Here is a 22,403-nt window from a genome sequence, read left to right on the forward strand (position 1 = left end):
GTTGGTTGCCTTTCATAGTAGGCTAAACCAATCGACATTACATAAAGAGCAGCTCATGGCTGCTCTTTCTATTTATAAACGCTCAACTTCGACAAGATTATAATAATGAAAAAGACAGCACTCGTTTTATTAGCCTCACTAAGCCTTGGGGTCTCTTTACCTGCTGCAGCGCAGGAATACATGTTCACGTATTCTAAGCTCTACACACAGCTTAAAAACAACACCAAAGAAGGGCACGATGACGTCAAAGTTGCAGTCTTCTTTGTGGATCAACAAGCTCAAACCATCTGTCACATCAGCAAAGCATGGATGGAAAAAGAAGAGCATTACGAAGAGCTAAAAGTATCTCCAACACATGAGCTACTTTTACCTGTAGATCAAAACCTTCGCTCAGCAAACCCGCTTATCTTTGTTCAAACTCAAGAACAAGAGTGTGCGTATTCTTTGGTTGTAATGACTCAAGAGCCTTTAGCAGGAACAGTTGAGGTAACGCAGCTGGAAAGCCTATTACCACAGATGCAAGCGATGTTAGAAGACGTCAGCGGCATGTTCTCCAGTTGGTTCACGCCGGATGTTGAAGGGTTAACCTTGGAATTTGATAACAAGCTTGAAGGCAACATCGCACTGTCTAATGGTAAGCAAATCCCAATCACACAAGGGCGTGCTAAATTCACCCTAGAAGAACTGAATGGAAGTGACAGCATCACGTTACCTGAACCCACTATTCGCGTATTACCTTACATTCCTGCGCAATAGAGTTTGCCGAACACTTATCACTAGAGCTTAAACAACACAACGAAAAGCAGCCGAACCTTGCAGGAATAGGCTGCTTTTCTTTTTCTATAAACAATGTGATTCGCATTTGTGAATACCTGTTTTTCTCAAAATCTTAGAGCTCAACGAAAAATCACAGCCGTTATCGCAAGATAAAACCGAATCTTTCTATTACTCGCCTTGTTTATCCTGCCGTTACTATTTCAACCTGAAATAAAAATCCGTATAATCCACGCCCTAAAACAGTCCCACTAGCAATCTACAGTCGGTAATACGACGGTGTGAGAGTCGCAATGAACCAAAACGATAATAGAAAAGAAACACTTGAATTCAACAAACTTCAGAAACGTCTGAGAAGAAATGTTGGAAATGCCATCATCGACTACAACATGATCGAAGAGAATGACGTAGTAATGGCATGTATTAGTGGCGGTAAAGATTCATTTGCGATGCTAGACATTTTGCTACGTTTACGTGAAGCAGCACCTATCAAGTTTGATGTTGTAGCGGTAAACCTAGATCAAAAACAACCTGGGTTCCCTGAGCACATTCTTCCTGAATACTTTGAAACGCTGAACATTCCTTACTACATCGTAGACAAAGACACATACTCAGTCGTTAAAGAGAAGGTGCCAGAAGGCAAAACAACGTGTGGTCTATGTTCTCGTCTACGTCGTGGTACCTTGTACTCGTTCGCTGAGAAGATTGGTGCAACTAAAATCGCACTTGGTCATCACCTTGATGACATCGTTGAAACTATGTTCCTGAACATGTTCCACGGTGCCCGTCTCAAGGCAATGCCGCCGAAGCTTCGCTCTGATGATGGTCGTAACGTTGTTATTCGTCCACTGACTTACTGTCGTGAAACGGACCTAATCAAATACGCAGAACACAAAGAGTTCCCAATCATTCCTTGTAACCTATGTGGCTCGCAAGAAAACCTACAACGTCAGAACATCAAAGCGATGCTGATTGATTGGGACAAGAAAACACCGGGTCGTGTTGAGAAGATCTTCAAATCAATTCAAAACGTTAGCCCAAGCCAACTGGCTGACCGCGAGCTGTTTGATTTCGTAAACCTTCCACTAGACCGTAGCGGCGAACGTGAAGAATACGAATTCCAAGAAGCTGAAATTTCATCTTCTAACATCGATGAGTCAATGTTCATCGACGTGACTAACGTATAACGAGATGAATCAAGCTTGAGCTAGTTTGTATAAGTAGTGATAAACAAACAAAAACGCCTCAAGCGATGCTTGAGGCGTTTTTTTATGATCTGAACTTGTCGTGAAGTTCTTTGTTTAAACGACTTAGCCTTTCGAAAGGTTAGGGTCGAGTGGGCTAACGTAACCAGACGGCTTAAGAGCCAACACGTCACAGTTAATCTTATCGATCACATGCTCTGCGGTATTACCAATAAACACGGCAGACAAGCCAGTACGGCCCGTTGTACCGAGAATTACCATTGCGGCGTTATTTTCAGACGCGACGCGTGGAATCACATCTTCTGGTAAGCCTTGCTCAACAACCGTTTGTTCTTCACACATACCGTGTTTCTGGCGCAGTGCCTTCATCGCGGTTAAGTGATGACCGCGAACGGCGTCAGTGTAAGACGTAGGATCAAACTCAGGCAGTTCGATAGTGATATTTGCCGGTGTCACAGGATAAGCGTTAACCAAGAGTGGTTCTGCATCCAAACGACCAGTGATTTCAAGTAATCTATCAACCATCGTATCGTTAAGTTCTAGGTGAGCTTCTGTCTCTGAGCCTACGTGAACCGAAGCAAAGATCTTCGCGTTATCAGGCCAGAAATCATTTTTAACCAGTAGCACAGGGCTAGGGCACTTTCTCAACAGGTGCCAATCCGTTGGTGTGAAGATGACCGATTCTAAGGTGTCGTGTTTACGCGTCCCTTTAATCAAGATGTCGTGTCCACCACTGTAGACCTCAGCAATGATCGCTTCATATGGGCGATTATGCCAAACCACTTGAACGTTAAATTCGATGGAATCATCAAGGTAAGGTTCTGCGACTTTATTCATCCAGATTTCACGCTGATGAATCACGCCTTTACGCATTGCGTCTCTCTCATCGACAGAGAGCATAGATGTCATTTCATACGAGAAGTCATATATAGACAAAAAGAAAGTGATGTGGCTTGTTGAGGTGCTTTTCTTGGCAAGTTGGATAGCACGAACTAGAGCAGGTTGCTCATCGTGATTAATGTCTGCGACAACTAAAATTTTGTTATAGATACTCATAACTAAGCCTACTTTTCAGACCGAACATATAAATAATGTAGCGTAGTTATGGGGAGATTAAGAGAAATAAAAGAGGTTTTAAGAGAGAAACATGATGTAGCTCATTATTGAACTACATCATTGATATCTAGGCTATTCTTTTGAAACGCCAGCAAGTTCCATCAACGCATCGTGATCTTCGATAGTGATATATTTGCCTTTAACGCTCAAGATGTCTGCTTTTTGGAAACGACCTAGAAGACGGCTGATTGTTTCAACAGTCAAACCAAGGTAGTTACCAATATCGCCACGAGTCATCGTTAGGCGGAACTCGCGTGGGCTGAAGCCACGTTGAGAGAAGCGAGTAGAAAGGTTGTAAAGGAATGCAGCAAGACGCTCTTCCGCGTTCTTCTTAGAAAGAAGCAGAATCATTTCTTGGTCACCTTTAATCTCGTTACTCATCAGGCGCATAATTTGCTGACGCAATTTAGGCATTTTTCCTGATAGGTCATCGAGAATCTCATATGGAATTTCACATACCATAGAGGTTTCTAGTGCTTGTGCGAAACTAGGGTGTAGGTCACCAGTAATCGCATCGAAGCCAACAAGATCGCCCGCTAGGTGGAATGCAGTAATCTGCTCATCACCTTGCTCGGTAATCGTGTAGCTCTTGATCGTTCCAGAGCGAATAGCATATAGAGATTTAAGCTCGTCACCGGCTTTAAATAACTCTTGGCCTTTTTGAATAGGCTTTTTTCTCTCAATGATCTGATCAAGTTGATCGAGTTCAGATTCATTCAAAGTAAACGGAATACAGAGCTGGCTAATACTACAATCCTGGCAATGGATTGCACAGCCGCCAGACTGAACACGTTTCGTCACAGGCTTTTCAGAAATCATAACAATCTTTCACTATTTGATATACGTCAATATTTTAGCATTCCTTTATCCAGTTGGGTAGTAAAAAAACCGGATTTAAAGAATGGCTATACGGTATAAATAATGAGCTGTAGTGCCATATAACCGGTATAGAAACCGTAAATGAGAATTAAAATTGCGCCTAGTTGGCGAAATAAGTCAGCTTGTTGCAGTTTCTTGAGGAAATTAGCGCCCATACCAACCGTCAGCATCGCTGGGAGCGTCCCTAAACCGAAGGCTAGCATGATGCCCGCTCCGTTGTACCAACTTCCCGATACCGCAGCCCACGTCAGCATTGAGTAAACAAGGCCACATGGAAGCCAACCCCAGATAAAACCAAAAGGTAGGGCGTGACTTGGATGCTTCAAAGGTAGAAATGATTTACCTATAGGCGAGATATAACGCCAAAGCTTCTGGCCAACTTTTTCAAAGAACAACAAGCCGAACCACCATTTGCCAATGTATAAGCCTAAGATGATCATAAAGACAGCAGCAAATAGACGCAGCCAACCAAGCAAAGCATTAAAGTCGCTGAGCTGGCCAATCGAAGAGATTGCTCCGCCTATCACGCCACCAATCACGGTATAGCTTAATAAGCGTCCAAGGTTATAAAGGAGGGGGATAACAGGGGAAGGTTTGGCATTACCGATCGAAAGAAGCGACGCGATACCACCACACATTCCCATGCAGTGTCCCGCGCCGATCAATCCAACAACAAAAGCTCCGATCCAATCAGGCGTCATCATTCTTTTTATCTAAGTTAGGTTGGCTTTCGTTGTCAGCTTTCTCACTCTTGACAGGTTTGCTGTCTGAATGGTTATGGGCCTTTTCGTCTTCATCAAACAGAATGTTGTGGCCTTGGCGCTCAAGGTCTTCAAACTGTTCGCTCTTAACGGCCCATAGAAAGATACCGACAGCGATACACACAAGTACGATCGCGATTGGAATGAGTATATATAAGCTTTCCATTATTTACCTTGCTCTTTTAAAAGCCTTAACGAGTTAGACACAACAATAATAGAGCTAGCAGACATGCCAACAACGGCAATGTAAGGAGCAACCAAACCAGCGACAGCCAATGGAAGAATAAGCAGGTTATATCCCAACGACCATGCAAGGTTCTCACGGATTATCTTACGCGTTTTTAGCGCCAAAGTACGCGACTTCAGTAATCTATCGAGTTTGTCGCCCAATAAAACCATGTCTGCAGAAGCTTTAGCCACGTCTGTACCACCGCCCATTGCGACAGAAAGATGAGCACCCGCAAGAATAGGGGCATCGTTAATTCCATCGCCAACCATCATTGTTATGTCACTTGCGTCTCTAGAGTTAAGGTAAGCCAGCTTATCTTCAGGTTTCGCGTTCGCAACGATATCGGTAATGCCAATCTCTTCAGCAACGGGTTTTGCGTTAATCAACGAGTCACCAGTCAGCAAGGTGGTTTTGATACCCGCTTCTTTGAATTGCTTAATGAACTCGATGCTTTCTTTGCGAATCGGATCTTCATAAGTAAATGTCGCGATATGGCGGCCAGCTAGAGACAGGTAGATGCCATTACTTTCGGAAGGTTGAGATTTACCAAGAATGAACTCACTGCTGCCGATCGCTACTTCTTGACCATTCCACTCGCCAGTAATGCCCGAACCAATCACGTTGTTAACAGATTCTACTTCGATATCCTCTGAAACATAGCTCTTGAACGCTTTAGCAATAGGGTGGTTCGCGTGTTGTTCAAGGCTAGCTGCAACTTGTAAGCATGTCTCTTTATCAATGTCTGAGAAGGTTTCAACTTGGCTGATACGAATATCACCTTCAGTCAATGTGCCCGTCTTATCGATGATTAAGTGGTTCACTTTACACAAGGTCTCAAATACGTGGCCTTTACGTAGCAAAATACCAAAGTTACCCATACGAGAAGTTGAACAGGTAATCGCTGTCGGTGTAGCAAGCGATAGAGCACACGGACAAGTCGCAACAAGTACCGAAAGCATGATCCAGAATGCGTCTTCAGGGCGTGTTTGGTGCCAGTAAAACCAAGTACCGAACGAAATAATCAGAATCACAGCGACAAAGTATCGAGCGACCACATCGGCAATCTCTGCGATGCGAGGCTTAGACAGTTGCGCTTCGTCTTGTAGGCGAACAATATTGGAAATCACTGAATCTGCTTTAGACGTCATCACTTCCAATTCAAACGATTCATCACCATTCAATGTGCCTGCAAAGACGGTATCGCCTTCGTTTTTCACCACATGGATAGATTCGCCAGTCAGCATGGATTCATCGATGTGGACTCGGCCAGACAGCACTTTGCCATCAGCAGGAATGTGTTCACCCGGAAGTACGCGGATCTGATCGCCTACTTTTAAGGTTTTAACTGGAACTTGTTCGCCATCGAGCGTTGTCGCCATTGCAGGGACGAGCTTAAGCAAGTTACCACTTGCTGCCGCCGCTTTACGACGTGCGCGCATTTCAAGAAAACGACCAAGCAACAGGAAGAAGGTGAACATCGAAATCGATTCAAAGAACACTTCGCCTTTTTCTGTCACGGTTGCAACCAAGCTTGCCACGTAGGCAAACAAAAGAGCAATCGAAACCGGTACATCCATACCTAACGTTCGACCTTTGATGCTTCGCCATGCATTGATATAGAAAGGTAACGCAGAATAGAGTAGAACCGGTGTTGCGAATATCAAGCTGACCCAGCGGAAGTAGTTTTTAAACTCAGGCTCAAGATTACCAAACACTTCAAGGTAGAGCGCTACTGCCAGCATCATCACCTGCATGGTCGCTAGGCCAGCGACACCAAGGCGATACAAGTAGTTCTTCATTGAGCGGTGGTAGGCCGCTTCTTGTTGGTCAGCCTCGAAAGGCGCCGCTTTATAGCCAAGGGTATGGATTGCCGATAACAACTCGCTCAATTTGACTTGCGTGTTGTCCCAGCTAAGTAGGGCACGGTTAGTGGTGGTATTCACACGAATGCTACCAACACCTTGTTTTGAAGAGACTTGCTTCTCAATAAGCCATGCACAGGCGGCACAAGAGACACCCTCTAGTGACAATGTCACTTCAGAGGTGTTTTCGGAATTACGAACGAATTCTAATTGAACATCTTCGTTGTCGTAATGACTGAGTGCCAGTAGTTGCTCTGGCACTAGATCAGCTTTTTCAGCAGGAGCGGTGCGATATTGGTAGTAAGAAACCAAACCGCTATCAACGATTGTCTGGGCTACGGTTTCGCAACCCGGACAACACATCTTACGAGTCGATCCTAAGATCTCTACTTTAAAATCCGTTTCCGCTGGTACATCTTCACCGCAGTGATAACAGGATTCACACATAAGCTTTAGTTCGTTAGTTGAGTAGGAGTTTCAATGGGGAAGTTCATACGACCTTGCACTAACCATTCTGAATCGTGCGGAGACAGCTCGATAAACCATGGACCTTGCATTTCGTGGTCTAGAGTCAAGGTGTAGTTGCCTCTCGCATCAGCAGTCAGCAGTTGAGTGAAATCGCGGTCAGGCAGCGTTCTGTGTACGAACATCGCACTAATAGCAGGGAAGTGTTCAAGCTTACCTTTGTCTAGAGTAATGATAACTGAGTTACCTTTCTCGTTAACTAAAGCTGACAGGCCTAATTCTTTAGCGATGTTTACTTTCGAAATATCGACATTAATGCCTTTTCCTTTTTTATAGTAATCCTCAGTCACTAGGTCTACAGAGTTCTGTGTAAACACAATAACCGTCATGATGGTCCAAATAACTACTGTTGCTGGCAACGCGATTAAGAACCACGGCCAAAACTGTTTATACCAAGGCTTTACCATAAAAAATATCTCAAAAAAGAATAAAAAGAAGGGGTTATAAAATAAAGGAAAGACAGCCTCTTAGAAAGAGGCTGTTATTGAAATGTTACTTATTATCCGAGTTGCTTAAGCTCCACACGTAAGATGAAACCAGTTGTACTTTGTCTTCGCCTAGAATGTCTTTCCAAGCAGGCATTACGCCAGAACGTCCGTACATAACTGTTTCAGTTACATCTGCGCGAGAATCGCCAAACAACCAATCGCGGTCAGTTAGGTCAGGAGCGCCAACAGCAGGGTTACCCTTACCATCAGTACCGTGACACGCTGCACACACTACAAAGCGAGCTTTACCAGCTTCTGCTTCACGTGCGTTTACGCTACGACCAGAAAGGCTAAGAGTGTAGCTAACTACTTCTTTTACGCCTTCTTCGCCAAGCGCGTCTTTCCAACCTGGCATTTGACCAACACGACCGTGCATAACTGTTGTTACGATAGCCTCAGGCTCGCCGCCATATAGCCATGCATCGTCAGTTAGGTTAGGGAAACCTTTCTGACCACGTGCATCAGAGCCGTGACACTGAGAACAGTTTTGCAAGAATAAACGTTGACCCACTTTGATTGCGTCAGCATCTGATGCAATGTCAGGGATTGAACGTAAACCGTTTTCGTCGTGAGCAAGCTTTCTGAATGCTTCACCAAAGTAGGTGTCTGCATCATCAAGCTCTTTCGCGTACGCATCTAACTGTTTGTTTACTTGCGCAGCAGCAATTGCAGAGCGAGACTCTTCAATGCTACGCACTTCTTGGTTTGAACTTGTCCAACCTAGTAGACCTTTAAAGTTGCCAAGGCCTGGGTATAGAGCAAGGTAAACCGCTGCAAAAACAATCGTACTGATGAAAAGGTATGTCCACCATTTTGGTAGTGGGTTGTTAAGCTCACGAATACCATCGTATTCATGGCCCATATCATGACCTTCTTCAACGCCTGTTTTGTCTTTAAAACACCAACGAAGTAAGACAGCACAACCAATTAGGGTACCAATCGTAATCGCACTAACCCAGATACTCCAGAATGTACTCATTACTTTGTCACTCCTTCATTTTTAGAACTTGTTGCTGGCTCGTCGTCAGCAAACACTAGGTTCGCATCTTCGTCGAAACGTGATTTACGGTTTTTGCCGTATGCCCACCAAACGATGCCGATGAAGCAAGCAAAAACAGTCACAGTCCAAACACTTTGAAATGTAATAATGTCCATAATTATTCCTTATTTCATTGCGTGGCCAAGCGATTGAAGGTAAGCGATGATTGCATCCATCTCTGTTTTTCCTTCAACATCTTGTTTAGCGTTAGCAATTTGTTCATCTGTGTAAGGAACACCAAATTGATTACGGAAGAGTTCAAGCTTCTGTTGAGTCAATTTGCCATCAAGTACATTCTCAGCAAGCCATGGGAAACCAGGCATGTTTGATTCAGGAACAAGTTCACGAGGGTCGATAAGGTGAACACGGTGCCACTCATCAGAGTAACGATCACCAACACGTGCAAGATCAGGACCAGTACGCTTAGAGCCCCATAGGAATGGGTGTTCCCAAACGCTTTCGCCAGCTACAGAGTAGTGGCCGTAACGTTCAGTCTCAGAACGGAAAGGACGAATCATTTGGCTGTGACATACGTTACAACCTTCACGAATGTAGATATCACGACCTTCCATTTCCAGAGCAGAGTAAACACGTAGGTTTTCTACAGGTTCAGTTGTCTGCTTTTGGAAGATAAGAGGGGTAATTTCTACTAAAGCACCAAAACTGATAGCAATAACGATCAAGATCGCTAGTAGGCCAACGTTCTTCTCTACCAACTCATGGCGATTATTTGAATTTGAGCTCATTCTAAATCTCCTTAAGCCGGTTGAGCGATAGCTTTAAGGCTATCTTTAGGTGCAGAAACAGTTTTGTACGTGTTGTATGCCATTAAGAACATACCAGATAGGAAGATGAAACCACCTAGGAAACGTACAAAGTAGAACGGGTAAGACGCTTCTACAGATTCAACGAAGCTGTAAGTTAATGTACCGTCAGAGTTAACTGCACGCCACATCAGACCTTGCATCACACCAGAGATCCACATTGCAACAATGTAGAAAACCGTACCAATCGTTGCTAACCAGAAGTGAACATTGATTAGAGATACAGAGTACATACGCTCTTGACCAAATAGTTTAGGAACTAAGTGGTAAACTGAACCGATAGAAACCATTGCAACCCAACCTAACGCACCAGAGTGAACGTGACCGATAGTCCAGTCCGTGTAGTGAGATAGTGCGTTAACCGTTTTGATTGCCATCATTGGGCCTTCGAAAGTCGACATGCCGTAGAATGATAGAGAAACGATTAGGAAACGTAGGATTGGGTCGTAGCGAAGCTTATGCCACGCACCAGATAGAGTCATAATACCGTTGATCATGCCACCCCAAGAAGGAGCAAACAGAACCAAAGACATAACCATACCTAGAGACTGAGTCCAGTCAGGAAGTGCAGTGTAGTGTAGGTGGTGAGGACCAGCCCAAATATACAGAGACACAAGAGCCCAGAAGTGAACGATCGACAAACGGTAAGAATAAACAGGGCGACCAGCTTGTTTAGGAACGAAGTAGTACATCATACCTAGGAAACCAGCTGTCAATAGGAAGCCTACCGCATTGTGTCCGTACCACCATTGCACCATTGCATCAATTGCACCTGAGTAAATCGAGTACGATTTAAACGCAGATACAGGAACAGCTAGGCTGTTAACGATGTGCAACACGGCAACCGTGATGATGAAGGCTCCGAAGAACCAGTTTGCTACGTAAATGTGCGATGTTTTACGCTTAATCATCGTTCCGAAGAACACGACCGCATAAGCTACCCACACAAGAGTAATAGCAATATCGATTGGCCATTCTAGTTCTGCGTATTCTTTACCAGAGGTCAAACCTAACGGTAAAGTAATTGCAGCGGACAGGATAATCGCTTGCCAACCCCAAAAGGTAAAGGCTACGAGAGGGCCACCAAAGAGACGCGTCTGACAGGTACGTTGCACAACATAATATGATGTTGCAAACAGCGCACTTGTACCGAACGCAAAAATAACCGCATTAGTATGCAGGGGACGTAAACGACTGTACGTCAACCACGGCGTATCAAAGTTTAGCTGTGGCCAAACTAATTGAGCGGCAATCAAAACACCAACGCCCATACCGACAATACCCCACAAAATTGTAACGAGGGTAAATTGACGGACGACCGTATAGTTGTAGTTTTGTTCAAGCTGCTTTTCTTGGCTCATTTGCATGCTTCCAATTTCTTATTTACTACACTTTACTTCCAACACGACTCACGTCGTAATGCCACCCAAATTAGAAAAGGAAATGCAGCCTATTCAGGGCTTTATTTCCACTTGCTGATTTTAAAAAAAAGTGGCATTTTCAACGCGACACTATACTTGAATTAACAAATCAATGACAGAGTAGTAACCTTACGCTTGGTCTGGAATTGGATTTTTATTTAAAAACTTTGAACTTTGTAACAAGGAGTAAAGATTATAATGGCAGCACAAAAGCTAACAAAAGGCAGGCTTGTTCAAATTATCGTCATGTTGGTTATTTTAATAGCTGCATTTACTTGGAGAACAGTAACATACGATAATAACGAAACAGTAAACTGTATAGTTTCAAAACCTTGTGAATTTGGTATTGATAATCATAATGTTTTAATTTCAGCCGATAACCTAGGCTATTCGATCGAAACATCTAAAACTGGCAAATTTATCATTAGCTACAATGAAAGCGGAATTTTGGAACAGAAAGGGCCTTCAAATTGGCTGTTACAAACCGATGATAATAGCTCCTCAATAACAGTTACATTTCCACAACAGATAAGCACGTTTTCTGTAAACCTCTCTAAAGAGTAATAGAACGAAAACTTGGACACACCTCAGCGCTTTTGATAGAAATATGTACCAAATCAGTGAAACACAATGCATTAAAGTGTTATAAAGACAACATTAATAAAGTTTCCAGAAATCTATGAAATTTCTATCAAAAGTCTCTTATTCGCTAGACGATAAAATCGCGGTAGATGAGTTGCTCAGTGGGGTCGAAAACCCTGATAACATTGCCTGTCTTATTTGTTACTGCACAGAAGAGTACTCCACGCTCGCTGTGCAGAGATATTTCGTAGATGCTCTCCCTAACACTCCCATCCATGGCTGTACTACTTGTCACGGTATCATGACCGAAACTGGGTTCCATTCAGGCCCAGTCATTGGCGTCCTCATCATTTATGACTCAGGCATCAACGCCTATGGTACGGGTATTGAACACTTTAGCGAGTCTATAGAACAAAGCACCTTCAACGCGATAGATAGAGCACTTAAAAACGCCAATCGTGAAGGTGAAATACCCGATCTTATCTTGTTGCATTCCACACCAGGAAACGAAGAGAAGGTGATGGCAGCCATCGATAACAAGTTTGGTACCGAGGTACCCATTATCGGAGGCAGCGCTGCAGACAATCAGGTTTCTGGAAATTGGAGCATCTTTACCGAAGAGTCACTCTCTATCAATGGTGTGTCTTTAACCGTCATATTTGCATCCCAATCTATCTATTCCTCATTCAGTGCTGGTCACACACCTACGCGTTACTCAGGCACCGTGACCAAAGTACGAAACAGAATATTATTAGAAATAGACCATAGACCCGCAGTCACTGTTTATAACGAATGGACAAACTTCCATATAGGTGGCAGTGATGATGGCTATATCTTTGAAAAGTCTTCTGTTTATCCATTGGGCAGAAAGGTCGGTTCGTCTTATGACTACCCATATTTCAAGCTGTCTCACTCGATTAGAGAAACAGAATGCAATGGGATCGAGCTCTTCACCGACATCAGTGAAGGCGACACCATCTATTTAATGCAAGGCTCTAAGCAACAGTTAATAAGCCGTGCCGCAAATATCATTCATTCTTCTTATTACAACGATATGGATCTTGAAGAGAAACTCGGAGCAATCAACATCTTTTGCGCGGGCCCAATGCTCAACCTAAAGCAAGACATGGATGAGGTTTGTGACCAAATAAATCAAGCGCTTAATGGGCTGCCATACATATGCCCATTCACTTTTGGTGAACAAGGCAGGCTCTCTGGTGGTGAAAACGCACACGGAAACTTAATGGTGTCGTCAGCAACGTTTTATAGGTTAAAGAAGTAATGGGATCGGAAGGTCAAGAAGCGCTGCAAGAAGCACGTATTGAACTGCAAAAACTGAAAGCCCGCGAGCGAAAGCTGGCTGAAGAGAATAGGGTAATCCTATCAACTATCTCTGCAATCAGTAAGGCGAGTAACATCTCCGAGATTTTCTCTAGCCTTGAGTTTGTGCTCAAAAAATACATTAAGTTTGATGACTTTATCGTGGTATCAAGGGTAGGGAACGAAGGCAGTTTCAAGACCCTGTTAACCAATAACAAAGTCTTCGACCAGATGAACTGGACGGATTGCGGTAAGCTATCTCGAGTCATCAATGGAGAATGCGCCATCCTTTTTGAACCCAAATCACTGGGTGAATTCAACTCCTTGCATCCCATTGTTCTCGACCAGATTAACTCCGTTCTGATTACCGGAATTGATAGCGGACTCACACAGTCCGTGATCATCTTTATACACTCCAACACCAAACACTTCAGCATTGAAACCAAAGCGACTCTAAACCGTTTTAGACCTCTTATTGAGCGTGCAGTTTTCGATATCGAAAACAAAGAAAAACTTGAAGCCACAGTTCGAGAACGTACCGCAGAGCTAGTCACAGCAAGGAAAGATGCAGAAAGAGCCAACAAGGCCAAATCTGAATTCCTAGCCATGATGAGCCATGAATTAAGAACTCCGTTGAACGCGATTATAGGCCTAATCGATACGCTGAAATCGACATCACTCAACGAAGAACAACAGTCTATACTGCTTAATATGAGCACATCGTCTGAGTTGCTTTTAGCGATCATCAGCGACGTATTGGACTTTTCAAAAATCGAATCTGGATGTTTCTCGTTGTCGCCTCAATGGAGCAACGTAAGCGACACTGTAACGTTTGTTTTGTCTGAACAAAAGAAGACGGCAGACGATAAAGGATTAGCGCTAACCGTAACCAGCGACATTCCTGAAGGTGAACTTCATTACCTTGACCCAAGCCGATTAGCGCAGATCTTATTTAATCTGATTGGCAACGCGATTAAGTTCACTGAGCAAGGACATGTTCATGTGTCTATCAAATACCAGCAAAGCTCGTTCTATATAACGGTAGAAGACACCGGGATTGGCATTAGCTCGCAACAACTTGCTTCTTTGTTCAGTCCATTTGTTCAAGCCGACAGTACAATCACACGCAGATTTGGTGGCACTGGTTTGGGCTTAGCTATCACTAAACGACTTGTTGAACTGATGCGCGGGCGTATATCTGTAGAGAGTGAGCCAGGAAAAGGCTCTAGATTTGAAGTACAGTTACCAGTGCTTACCAGAGTAACGAACAATCTCGCTGAAGATGCACAAGATGACGGTACGCGAGATCTAAGAAGCCGATACTCAGTTTTAGTTGTGGAAGACAACCCGACCAATCAAATGGTGATTAAGTTAATCCTAACAAGACAAGGCCACGAGGTTTTCATCGCAAGCAATGGTGAAGAAGCAATTGGCTTTATTGAAAGAGGCAACGATCCAATAGACATTATCCTTATGGACGTGTCGATGCCGGTCATGGACGGTTTAACCACAACCAAATACATGAGAGAAGCAAACATCCAAACACCAATCGTCGCGCTAACAGCACACACATCTGTAGAAGACAGATTTTCATGTTTAGATGTCGGTATGAATGATTTCGTTACCAAGCCAGTAAGAACCAAAGAGATCACAGAAGCTATTGATCGATTAATGCTAGAGATCTAATAAACGTATTCTTAATCGAAGATTAGGAAATATGTTTATTAGGTATTTTATGGTAAATAGCCTTACTGTTAAATAGAACGCTAAATCAGAGCAGAAACGAAAGGCAGGGCATCACATAAAGATACCTGCCTTATAAACACCAGACACAATTTAACATAATATACATAATACGCAGTGGTGTGTAGTCGATTCTAAGGGCATTGTTATCATCGTTTCTCCTTACGTTACATTTGGTAAATCAGCGTCTTAAATTCGCCAGTATTCTCTATGAGGCCTTTAAGCTAATAATTATATGTCTGGCCAACGTCTGTCTTATTCTGAACACAAACTAACTCCACACGCTGAATTCTGTTTTGACCGGTCCATCATCCAGTTATATTTTCTAACGAACAATCATTCTGCAGCGTCCAACCACCAAAGCCGATTCAAATTAATCCTGAACCTCGGTCGATACGTTGAACGCCAACAACAAAAAAGAAACTCTATTTCTAAAGCTGATTACTCAGATCAAGAATTGCTTACTGAACCCTTATTACCAACGAACTAAGAAAGCTGGATACTTCTTCTCACAGAGCTAATAAGTACTCGAGAAAACCCAACGTATTCTCTAGCAAGCTTCTATGGAGACTGTGTTAACTACCAAGTTCTATCAACCAGCATCACTTGTGATCAGTAGCTTCCTAGTTTTGCTAAGCCTCGTTGTTAATAACAAGCCTAATTAAGTAACTCCATTTCGACCTAAGCTTGCGGTCTGAGTTAAAAAAGTTACAACGCAACACCAATCCTATTCGTACTTTCTAGACGAACATAACTTGTCTTACAACTGAGATACTGACATATCTATTACCAGCAAGTCTTTAAAATCAGATATTTAGACAGGTTTCACATTAACTAGTGTCTCTTTTGTTTGTTAACATCTTCTGGAATTAAAAATAACTCATTATCTAAAAGGCTTAATATGAAAATCAGTATGATCGCCCTATCCTTGTTCACCGCTTTTGGTGTCAGCTCACACGCGTTTGCAAGTGACAACGAGAACTCTTCTAGGGAAAATGGTCATTTTTATGCAGGTGTTGACGTCGGCTTTTATAATGAAACGGAATTAGAATACCGTGGTAGCGCAATTGAAGATTCATCTGACTTATCAGACTTCAGCTATAACTTAGTTGGCGGCTACGAATTCAATACCCACGATGTTGTTAAACTGGGATTAGAGGCCGAGTACCGCAAAATCGGAAAAGTTAACTATAGCGATGTAATGGATGTTGAAGGACAAGCTTTCTTTGTAAATATTAAGCCTAAGTTTATTGTTAAAGGTGACGTATTAGATCTGTATGTGTCTCTATTAGCTGGCGTTGGTTCTATGGATATGGAAGCAAAAGCGTTCGGAATGTCAGGTTCGGAATCTGAAGCGGCTTATCAGGTTGGCGGTGAGCTTGGTGCGATCATTACAGACCATATCGATATTCATCTTGGTTACCGAAATGCGCGTGTTGAAATAGACTCCGTCGATGTTTCATCTCAAACGGCTTACATCGGTGCAAGGTACCATTTCTAATCTGGATTCAATCCTAAGCTATATTTCAAATTAAGCCGTTCTTTTGAGTTCGGCTTTTAAACGTCCACTTTCCCTACTCGACTTCGACTTTATAGAGTAACTTTCTCCATAAATAACGTTACGTTGTATCTTATTCGAAAAATCCGAGAGATTTATAGCCTGTTCCACACAGTAAAACAAAGACTTAAACAGAGTACCATTTAGTGTTTAAATTTTGATCTATCAAACAGTTATATGAATAAATTAAGTGATTGAGCAATCAAATGCTATGCATTCAGGCTTCTATTGTGGGTTAAAGTGTTAACATCAGGCAATTTTGTAAACTAGGTGTTTGATATGTTGCCTAAACTTTATAAGTTCAGATCGCTCCACGATAGAAATATACAGTCGATATCTGAGTGCTCGTTATGGTTTGATTATGCTAAAACCTTTAATAACCCTTTTGAATTCAACCTTCTGCGCGACACAAAAGTTCAGAATAATTTCAAGGTTATGTGCTTCTCTCAATCGAATAACCACCCAATACTTTGGTCTCAATACGGCGACAACTTTAAAGGTATGTGTATCGAGTATGACCTTAACTACTATGACGGAGATCTGAACCTCAACTGCTTTGAGGTCCAATATGAAGATGACCCGAGCATATTCAGCTTAGCGTCATTTAGTGAGTCAAAAACTTCAAAACCGGGAACGGACATCTTTAAAGTTAAACATTCAAACTGGTGTTATGAAAAGGAGTTTCGTTGGGTGTTATCCGATGACGAGATCATCGGAAATAAGTTGTATCTAAATAAAGAGTGTTTAAGCGCGGTTATTCTTTCAGAGCACGCCCCTGCAGACAGAAAGCTAAAGGTCCTGATGACATGTCAAAGCCTTGGAATCCCCGTTAAACAGGCTGTAGCCAAGCGAGATTCATGTACATTCGAAGTCGTCAGTTAAACTTAATCTATGTAAATCAGAGCACTTAAAAGTGACAGTGCAACAAAATAGAACCACACTTTCAATGCGGTTCTCTTTAACTACATGGTATTCGTCAATTTACCCAGAACACGATCTTGCATTTTCTCGGTCGTTGCCAAAGACATTTGAACGGCAGAAAACCAGTAAGGTCGGTGCTTGACGTTAAATAACTCGCTGTTATCTAAAGCTTCGAAAATAGAGAACTTTCTTCCCTGGGCCAGAGCCACACCATAGATTGTTCTCTCAAGTACAGGAATGTCATTCACTTCCTCAAGAAGTGCCCTCTTAATAAATTGATTACTTGGGCTCCAATCTATGAATTCAACGAGCTTCTTAAGCAGTTTAAGTTCTAACTGCTCTACCATGGACTCAAGAAACTGAGTGTTGGGGAGAATTTCAGTACAAGCATAATATTCATCATGCTTGTCACTTGCATCTCGGTACCCGATCATGGTTTTCACCAATGCATCTTCAAAAGTCGAAGAAAAATGGTTACAAATCAAAAATAAAGGTAGAACTCTCAGAACACCAAGTAGAATCCCTACATTGGGTTCTTTAACCGATGTTTCTTGAAGACGAATTCGTGTTGCATTGGAGGTAACGACTAAGTGTTGCCACACCTTTGGAGTGATGTGTTTGATGTTGCCATCGTTCCACTTAATCAATTGCTGGCTCATTAACAGAGGGAATAATAAGCGACAATTCTCAATGCCAATTTGGCGTGCTGCCACTTTAGGGTCGAGAATAACTTTAGATTTTTTACCGTACTTTTCAGTGAAATCACGGTTAGAAACAAATTCGATTAAACTTGAGCTCAACGGCCTACTTTTCGCCGATATTTCATGGAGCTTAGAAAAGTTTAAAGATGGTGAATAAGCTACACTAGCGAACTGATTGTAGTCTGGTAATTCTGAAAACAATGAACTGATTAAGGTTCCTTGCAACTTTTCTAACATCAGTGCCGACGCCGCATCGCTGACATCGTCAATCACATATCGCAATGTCTGTTGTTTAGCAGCCACCTTCTCGCGACGTGCATTCACTCGGTCTTGTTCGCAACGTAATAAAATACGTTGATTATGAGAAATACGGTCGGCTTCATCGAAAATAACACTATCACAATATCTATTTTCCAAACTTAGCAGTGTATCAACCGTAGATTGCTCAAGCTTATATTGGGGTGATATTAACCACTTTGTAAAACGAGCCTCGACGTTGATCGAAACTTTCCTAGAGATCTCTATGACTTCAGGGGAATAACTTTTATTTGCTAACAACAACAGTGACTTTCCTTTGCCCTAAGCGTTCTTTTGTCGGCATATCCTGCCTTGATAATAAAACTAATATTAATAGAAATTAGATATTGGTTCACGAAATTGTTTCAAGAAAATTAAAGATATTTAGTTATAGTGCATTAGGCTTAGCTAACCTGTGACTTGAATTCGAATATACTTCTCTGGAAAGCTGTATTTGAACTTTTTTCTCTTTGGTAAGTGCTTCTTTGCCTGTTTGCAGACTTTACTATCTCCCGATGTTCTCACGTTTTTGATTCTTGCATAGCCCTTAGAGTGCTTCATCTCAATCATAAGGTCACAGTAACCATTCATGTCAGCATGACTCTTATTTAGCCCTTTGATGACGGTGGTTTTGATCTTCTTTGCAACAGGATTAATCAATGAATCGTCGGACAATGCGGCGGTTGGGGATAAAAAACACAACAAGAATACGAGATATCTCATACTGTTCTCTCTTAGCAGAAGTTAAGAACAGTATGCTGGAATTTAAGGTAGGCTAGGAATGAGCTTTGTATGACAGTTTACTACGTAAGACGTAATGATCGACAATTACGCCTTCTTTGAACCTTTAGATTTAAAGCCATTATGCGGGAATACATTGCGAATGCGCTGTTGAACGCTTTTTGGTACGTCTTTAGTAAATTTAAGGTTGTAACCTGAGCGCTTCGCATACACTTTTAACTCACCTTTAAAAGCATTGTTATGACCAATCTCTTGAAGGTTATGCTTAAAGCTCGGTGGTAGATGACCTTTAACTTGCTCGATCGCCCCATCGTTGAATTTGATTTTTAGTACTGGTCTATCAATTGCGACTAACCAAAAAACCAACGCTGCACCAATTAAGATTACGTACATCATAATGTCACCATTACAGTTTATGATTATTTATCGTCAGAAAGGAGTTTACTCAGATCTTCTTTGAGACTGGTCACTGTCTTGCTAGCTTGTTCACTGCGAGATGCTTCGCTGACTAAGTATTCGATGGCATCAGATAGCGTACAACCCAACTCGTTCGCTCTTTGGGAAAGTTTTTCCCATACACGATAATCAAGGTCGATTGATTTCTTCTTAGTGTGAACTTGTTCAGCATTAAAGTGGCGCTTGCGCTTGGCTCTGATGGCTTGTTTAAGCTTGTTATCGAGCTCTGGCGACATGTTATTAGATATCCACTCAAGAACGCCTGTCGGCTGGTGTTCGAGCTTCAATAAGGCTTGTATAGCAACATCAGCTTCACTTGAATCAATATGGCAGGTGATCGACTCACCTTCTTTCCATTTTTTGACCAGATAGTTCCATTTCCAACCACATTCCAAGTTTTCAAGTTGCTGATATTTCATGTCTAATCTCGAGAGTTAATCCTAGTGACAGCGTAACCCAAAATGGGCTGTTTAACAATTATTGTCTTGAAAGAATAGACCAAGATCATACTTATATTAGCTTAGTGATTGGTAACTACAACATAGAGCTACAAGCAAGATCGGTTTTTCTATATACTCCCTATCTCATTATCATAATCAGAAACTTAAATGACTCAAGTAGATTGGCGACATGTTACGCCTCAGTACGACGAATATAGCGCTCAATTAGAGCAATTCCCTGACATCTCGCCTTTCCCGTTTTCAGACATTCAACATAGATTCAATGACGCGCTAACGCGCTTTGTCCGCTTATCTAACCTTTCGCGTGTTTTACTCGTAAACGCTCCGGACAACTCGATCTACCGTCAAATGATTGTTGAATCTTTAGTCACGGCTTTAGATGACCACACTCTACCGGTTATAAAAACTGAGTCTTTAAATGCTGCTTCTCTATTTGACCAAGTTCAATCAAAAGATGGCAAAGTTATTGCGACAAAACCTGGCTTACTGGCTAGAGCAAACAATGGTTATCTGATCGTTTCAGCAAACTTGATCTTGGCGAACCCAGGAAGCTGGTTACTGCTGAAATCTGCACTTCTTGGTGAAGCCGTAGAGCCAATCAACAGCAACCCTGAACATCTTAATCAATCCCCGACTTTACCTCTTACCTACAACATCAAATTGATTGTGGTTGGAGACCGAGCTCAATTAGGTGACCTTGATTATCTAGACAGCGATATTCAAACGGGCTTTTGTCTATTCAGTGAAATAGAGCAAGACGTTAAAATTTCAGAAGAAACTTTAGTTCAATACCTTGGATACCTTAAGTGGCTTCAACAGCGTTATGAGCTTCCAAATATTACGCAGCAAGCGCTGACTGGAATTCTCACAGCAGGCGCAAGAGAAACTGAAGATCAAAGCTATATCCCGCTTTGTCCAATTTGGCACAATGCACTACTCAACGAGGCTTTGATTGAGGCTGACAATGGTGAGATTGACATCCACCATATTCAACAAGCACAACAGCACAAATACAACCGTGAATCGTACCTTCCAGAACGTGCACTTGATGATATTCGAGATGGCCAAGTCATTATCGAAACTGAAGGTGAACAAGTTGGTCAAGTTAATGGCCTGACTGTTATCGATGTACCGGGACACCCTATATCGTATGGTGAACCTGCACGAATTTCATGTGTTATTCACTTTGGTGATGGTGATATTGCCGATGTGGAACGAAAAGCCGAACTTGGTGGTAACCTTCATGCAAAAGGCATGATGATCATGCAGGCATTCGTAAGTAGTGCACTGAACCTTGAAGATCCCCTTCCATATGCTGCTTCAGTCGTGTTTGAACAATCGTACTGCGAAGTGGATGGCGATAGTGCTTCTCTTGCGGAGCTGTGTTCTCTGGTGAGCGCTTTGTCTGAATACCCAATCAATCAACAGATTGCAGTAACAGGCGCAGTGGACCAATTTGGTCGTGTACAAGCTGTTGGCGGACTTAACGAGAAAATCGAAGGCTTCTATCATGTATGTAAGCACCAAGGTTTAACAGGCGAACAAGGCGTGATCCTTCCAAGATCTAACCTTAAGCATCTTGCGTTAAAGCCAGACCTGATTGAAAGCATCAAGAATGAAGAATTCCATATTTGGTCTGTGTCTAATGTAGATGAAGCTATTCCTCTCATTATGAACAAGCCATTTAGAGACGACGAACAAGAAAGCGTTCTAAGTAAAATCGCGGAACGTATTGAAAACTTTGAAAGACATGAGCACCCTATTGGAATTGTTGGACGCATTAAAAACTGGTTTGTCTAGTACTGATCGGACTTGTTTAGCGTACACCTGTTCACTAATATGCACCTATCAAAAATCGGAGTAATTGATAATGCAAAACAAACGTGATTCTTACACTCGCGAAGAGCTTCTAGCATCAAGCCAAGGCGAACTATGGCCACAAGGCCCTCAACTACCAGCACCGAACATGTTGATGATGGACCGCATCACTAAAATGTCTGAAACTGAAGGTGACTACGGTAAAGGTTTAGTTCTTGCTGAGCTGGATATTACTCCTGACCTTTGGTTCTTCGACTGTCACTTCCCTGGTGACCCTGTAATGCCTGGTTGTCTAGGCCTGGATGCAATGTGGCAGCTTGTTGGCTTCTACCTTGGTTGGGTTGGTGGCGAAGGTAAAGGTCGTGCTCTAGGTGTTGGTGAAGTGAAATTCACAGGTCAAATCCTGCCTACTGCAAAAAAAGTAACTTACGAGATCCACATGAAGCGTGTTGTTAACCGTCGCCTTGTTATGGGCCTTGCAGATGGTCGCGTACTGGTTGATGGTAAAGAGATCTACGTTGCTAAAGATTTGAAAGTTGGCCTTTTCCAAGATACGTCAGCATTCTAATTAAATATTAGATTTTTAATAAAGCAGTCGGTGGCTGCTTTATTTTTACTCCAATTCATTTAGTTATAGTGCGTTAAGGTATGTTGCTACTTAAGGAATGAATTAATATCAGTC

General features: G+C 42.4%; 23 protein-coding genes. 9 read left to right on the forward strand and 14 right to left on the reverse strand.

Annotated features, from left to right (window positions below; genetic code table 11):
• Nucleotides 1-105: 105 nt before the first annotated feature.
• Together L0992_08500 and ttcA are read left to right on the forward strand one after the other, a co-directional pair.
• The gene (locus L0992_08500; protein ID XGB65768.1) at nt 106-756 is read left to right on the forward strand and encodes a DUF2987 domain-containing protein; all 651 of its coding nucleotides are present in this window, start codon (nt 106-108) and stop codon (nt 754-756) included.
• Between the two features lie 311 nt (nt 757-1,067).
• Complete coding sequence (gene ttcA / locus L0992_08505) at nt 1,068-1,961, forward strand: tRNA 2-thiocytidine(32) synthetase TtcA (protein ID XGB65769.1); 894 nt, start codon at nt 1,068-1,070, stop codon at nt 1,959-1,961.
• Nucleotides 1,962-2,084: 123 nt separating this feature from the next.
• Here ttcA and uspE read toward each other — a convergent pair whose 3' ends face one another.
• From uspE to ccoN, 10 genes are all read right to left on the reverse strand, one after another.
• Entirely contained in the window at nt 2,085-3,035 is a 951-nt protein-coding gene (uspE, locus tag L0992_08510) for a universal stress protein UspE (GenBank protein XGB65770.1), read from the reverse strand.
• 132 nt (nt 3,036-3,167) lie between these two features.
• Nucleotides 3,168-3,914: an FNR family transcription factor gene (locus tag L0992_08515; GenBank protein XGB65771.1), complete on the reverse strand. Its 747-nt coding sequence runs from the start codon at nt 3,912-3,914 to the stop codon at nt 3,168-3,170.
• 86 nt (nt 3,915-4,000) lie between these two features.
• Nucleotides 4,001-4,675 carry a sulfite exporter TauE/SafE family protein gene (locus L0992_08520; GenBank protein ID XGB68709.1) on the reverse strand — a complete coding sequence of 225 codons (675 nt, stop codon included), beginning with the start codon at nt 4,673-4,675 and terminating at the stop codon, nt 4,001-4,003.
• Nucleotides 4,665-4,901 carry a cbb3-type cytochrome oxidase assembly protein CcoS gene (gene ccoS, locus L0992_08525; protein ID XGB65772.1) on the reverse strand — a complete coding sequence of 79 codons (237 nt, stop codon included), beginning with the start codon at nt 4,899-4,901 and terminating at the stop codon, nt 4,665-4,667. Before ccoS ends, L0992_08520 begins: the two co-directional genes overlap by 11 nt.
• The gene (gene cadA / locus L0992_08530) at nt 4,901-7,273 is read right to left on the reverse strand and encodes a cadmium-translocating P-type ATPase (GenBank protein XGB65773.1); all 2,373 of its coding nucleotides are present in this window, start codon (nt 7,271-7,273) and stop codon (nt 4,901-4,903) included. The genes ccoS and cadA overlap by 1 nt, the downstream gene beginning before the upstream one ends.
• Nucleotides 7,274-7,278: 5 nt before the next feature.
• Nucleotides 7,279-7,758, reverse strand: a complete 480-nt coding sequence (locus L0992_08535; protein XGB65774.1) for a FixH family protein — start codon at nt 7,756-7,758, stop codon at nt 7,279-7,281.
• A gap of 85 nt (nt 7,759-7,843) precedes the next feature.
• Nucleotides 7,844-8,818, reverse strand: a complete 975-nt coding sequence (gene ccoP / locus L0992_08540) for a cytochrome-c oxidase, cbb3-type subunit III (protein ID XGB65775.1) — start codon at nt 8,816-8,818, stop codon at nt 7,844-7,846.
• Nucleotides 8,818-8,994, reverse strand: coding sequence for a CcoQ/FixQ family Cbb3-type cytochrome c oxidase assembly chaperone (locus L0992_08545; GenBank protein XGB65776.1), 177 nt, complete (start codon nt 8,992-8,994; stop codon nt 8,818-8,820). The genes ccoP and L0992_08545 overlap by 1 nt, the downstream gene beginning before the upstream one ends.
• Before the next feature lie 9 nt (nt 8,995-9,003).
• Nucleotides 9,004-9,624 (reverse strand): cytochrome-c oxidase, cbb3-type subunit II, encoded by a 621-nt coding sequence (gene ccoO / locus L0992_08550; GenBank protein ID XGB65777.1) that lies wholly within the window; start codon nt 9,622-9,624, stop codon nt 9,004-9,006.
• An 11-nt stretch (nt 9,625-9,635) separates the two neighbouring features.
• On the reverse strand, nt 9,636-11,063 hold the full coding sequence (gene ccoN, locus L0992_08555) for a cytochrome-c oxidase, cbb3-type subunit I (protein XGB65778.1): 1,428 nt from the start codon (nt 11,061-11,063) through the stop codon (nt 9,636-9,638).
• Nucleotides 11,064-11,321: 258 nt separating this feature from the next.
• On the opposite strand from ccoN, the gene L0992_08560 reads away from it, so the two are divergent.
• The 5 genes from L0992_08560 (at nt 11,322) to L0992_08580 (ending at nt 17,208) form a co-directional block, all read left to right on the forward strand.
• Nucleotides 11,322-11,687: a hypothetical protein gene (locus L0992_08560; GenBank protein XGB65779.1), complete on the forward strand. Its 366-nt coding sequence runs from the start codon at nt 11,322-11,324 to the stop codon at nt 11,685-11,687.
• A 115-nt stretch (nt 11,688-11,802) separates the two neighbouring features.
• Entirely contained in the window at nt 11,803-12,987 is a 1,185-nt protein-coding gene (locus L0992_08565) for an FIST C-terminal domain-containing protein (protein XGB65780.1), read from the forward strand.
• A complete protein-coding gene (locus L0992_08570; GenBank protein ID XGB65781.1) occupies nt 12,987-14,711 on the forward strand; it encodes an ATP-binding protein in 1,725 nt (574 codons plus the stop codon). Before L0992_08565 ends, L0992_08570 begins: the two co-directional genes overlap by 1 nt.
• A gap of 958 nt (nt 14,712-15,669) precedes the next feature.
• The gene (locus tag L0992_08575; protein XGB65782.1) at nt 15,670-16,269 is read left to right on the forward strand and encodes a porin family protein; all 600 of its coding nucleotides are present in this window, start codon (nt 15,670-15,672) and stop codon (nt 16,267-16,269) included.
• A gap of 492 nt (nt 16,270-16,761) precedes the next feature.
• Nucleotides 16,762-17,208: a DUF2971 domain-containing protein gene (locus L0992_08580; protein ID XGB65783.1), complete on the forward strand. Its 447-nt coding sequence runs from the start codon at nt 16,762-16,764 to the stop codon at nt 17,206-17,208.
• Between the two features lie 80 nt (nt 17,209-17,288).
• On the opposite strand, the gene L0992_08585 is transcribed toward L0992_08580, so the two are convergent.
• From L0992_08585 to matP, 4 genes are all read right to left on the reverse strand, one after another.
• Nucleotides 17,289-18,509, reverse strand: a complete 1,221-nt coding sequence (locus L0992_08585) for a hypothetical protein (GenBank protein XGB65784.1) — start codon at nt 18,507-18,509, stop codon at nt 17,289-17,291.
• Between the two features lie 144 nt (nt 18,510-18,653).
• Nucleotides 18,654-18,968: a hypothetical protein gene (locus tag L0992_08590; protein ID XGB65785.1), complete on the reverse strand. Its 315-nt coding sequence runs from the start codon at nt 18,966-18,968 to the stop codon at nt 18,654-18,656.
• Nucleotides 18,969-19,073: 105 nt separating this feature from the next.
• On the reverse strand, nt 19,074-19,382 hold the full coding sequence (locus tag L0992_08595; GenBank protein XGB65786.1) for a DUF3634 family protein: 309 nt from the start codon (nt 19,380-19,382) through the stop codon (nt 19,074-19,076).
• Nucleotides 19,383-19,405: 23 nt separating this feature from the next.
• Nucleotides 19,406-19,861 carry a macrodomain Ter protein MatP gene (gene matP / locus L0992_08600; protein ID XGB65787.1) on the reverse strand — a complete coding sequence of 152 codons (456 nt, stop codon included), beginning with the start codon at nt 19,859-19,861 and terminating at the stop codon, nt 19,406-19,408.
• 189 nt (nt 19,862-20,050) lie between these two features.
• On the opposite strand from matP, the gene L0992_08605 reads away from it, so the two are divergent.
• On the forward strand, nt 20,051-21,703 hold the full coding sequence (locus tag L0992_08605) for a Lon protease family protein (GenBank protein XGB65788.1): 1,653 nt from the start codon (nt 20,051-20,053) through the stop codon (nt 21,701-21,703).
• 70 nt (nt 21,704-21,773) lie between these two features.
• The gene (fabA, locus tag L0992_08610) at nt 21,774-22,289 is read left to right on the forward strand and encodes a bifunctional 3-hydroxydecanoyl-ACP dehydratase/trans-2-decenoyl-ACP isomerase (protein XGB65789.1); all 516 of its coding nucleotides are present in this window, start codon (nt 21,774-21,776) and stop codon (nt 22,287-22,289) included.
• Nucleotides 22,290-22,403: the final 114 nt, after the last annotated feature.

Origin of the sequence: Vibrio pomeroyi, assembly GCA_041879425.1 — a bacterium.
GTDB classification, from domain to species: Bacteria; Pseudomonadota; Gammaproteobacteria; order Enterobacterales; family Vibrionaceae; genus Vibrio; species Vibrio pomeroyi_A.

Excerpts from the sequence above, each read along its gene's own strand:
- ttcA (XGB65769.1), top strand. The coding sequence starts at position 1,068 with ATGAACCAAAACGATAATAGAAAAGAAACACTTGAATTCAACAAACTT.
- fabA (XGB65789.1), top strand. The coding sequence starts at position 21,774 with ATGCAAAACAAACGTGATTCTTACACTCGCGAAGAGCTTCTAGCATCA.
- uspE (XGB65770.1), bottom strand. The coding sequence starts at position 3,035 with ATGAGTATCTATAACAAAATTTTAGTTGTCGCAGACATTAATCACGAT.
- L0992_08545 (XGB65776.1), bottom strand. The coding sequence starts at position 8,994 with ATGGACATTATTACATTTCAAAGTGTTTGGACTGTGACTGTTTTTGCT.
- L0992_08580 (XGB65783.1), top strand. The coding sequence starts at position 16,762 with ATGTGCTTCTCTCAATCGAATAACCACCCAATACTTTGGTCTCAATAC.
- L0992_08570 (XGB65781.1), top strand. The coding sequence starts at position 12,987 with ATGGGATCGGAAGGTCAAGAAGCGCTGCAAGAAGCACGTATTGAACTG.
- L0992_08590 (XGB65785.1), bottom strand. The coding sequence starts at position 18,968 with ATGAGATATCTCGTATTCTTGTTGTGTTTTTTATCCCCAACCGCCGCA.
- matP (XGB65787.1), bottom strand. The coding sequence starts at position 19,861 with ATGAAATATCAGCAACTTGAAAACTTGGAATGTGGTTGGAAATGGAAC.
- ccoS (XGB65772.1), bottom strand. The coding sequence starts at position 4,901 with ATGGAAAGCTTATATATACTCATTCCAATCGCGATCGTACTTGTGTGT.
- L0992_08520 (XGB68709.1), bottom strand. The coding sequence starts at position 4,675 with ATGACGCCTGATTGGATCGGAGCTTTTGTTGTTGGATTGATCGGCGCG.
- ccoN (XGB65778.1), bottom strand. The coding sequence starts at position 11,063 with ATGAGCCAAGAAAAGCAGCTTGAACAAAACTACAACTATACGGTCGTC.
- L0992_08565 (XGB65780.1), top strand. The coding sequence starts at position 11,803 with ATGAAATTTCTATCAAAAGTCTCTTATTCGCTAGACGATAAAATCGCG.
- L0992_08500 (XGB65768.1), top strand. The coding sequence starts at position 106 with ATGAAAAAGACAGCACTCGTTTTATTAGCCTCACTAAGCCTTGGGGTC.
- L0992_08560 (XGB65779.1), top strand. The coding sequence starts at position 11,322 with ATGGCAGCACAAAAGCTAACAAAAGGCAGGCTTGTTCAAATTATCGTC.
- L0992_08595 (XGB65786.1), bottom strand. The coding sequence starts at position 19,382 with ATGATGTACGTAATCTTAATTGGTGCAGCGTTGGTTTTTTGGTTAGTC.
- ccoP (XGB65775.1), bottom strand. The coding sequence starts at position 8,818 with ATGAGTACATTCTGGAGTATCTGGGTTAGTGCGATTACGATTGGTACC.
- cadA (XGB65773.1), bottom strand. The coding sequence starts at position 7,273 with ATGTGTGAATCCTGTTATCACTGCGGTGAAGATGTACCAGCGGAAACG.
- ccoO (XGB65777.1), bottom strand. The coding sequence starts at position 9,624 with ATGAGCTCAAATTCAAATAATCGCCATGAGTTGGTAGAGAAGAACGTT.
- L0992_08535 (XGB65774.1), bottom strand. The coding sequence starts at position 7,758 with ATGGTAAAGCCTTGGTATAAACAGTTTTGGCCGTGGTTCTTAATCGCG.
- L0992_08575 (XGB65782.1), top strand. The coding sequence starts at position 15,670 with ATGAAAATCAGTATGATCGCCCTATCCTTGTTCACCGCTTTTGGTGTC.
- L0992_08605 (XGB65788.1), top strand. The coding sequence starts at position 20,051 with ATGACTCAAGTAGATTGGCGACATGTTACGCCTCAGTACGACGAATAT.
- L0992_08515 (XGB65771.1), bottom strand. The coding sequence starts at position 3,914 with ATGATTTCTGAAAAGCCTGTGACGAAACGTGTTCAGTCTGGCGGCTGT.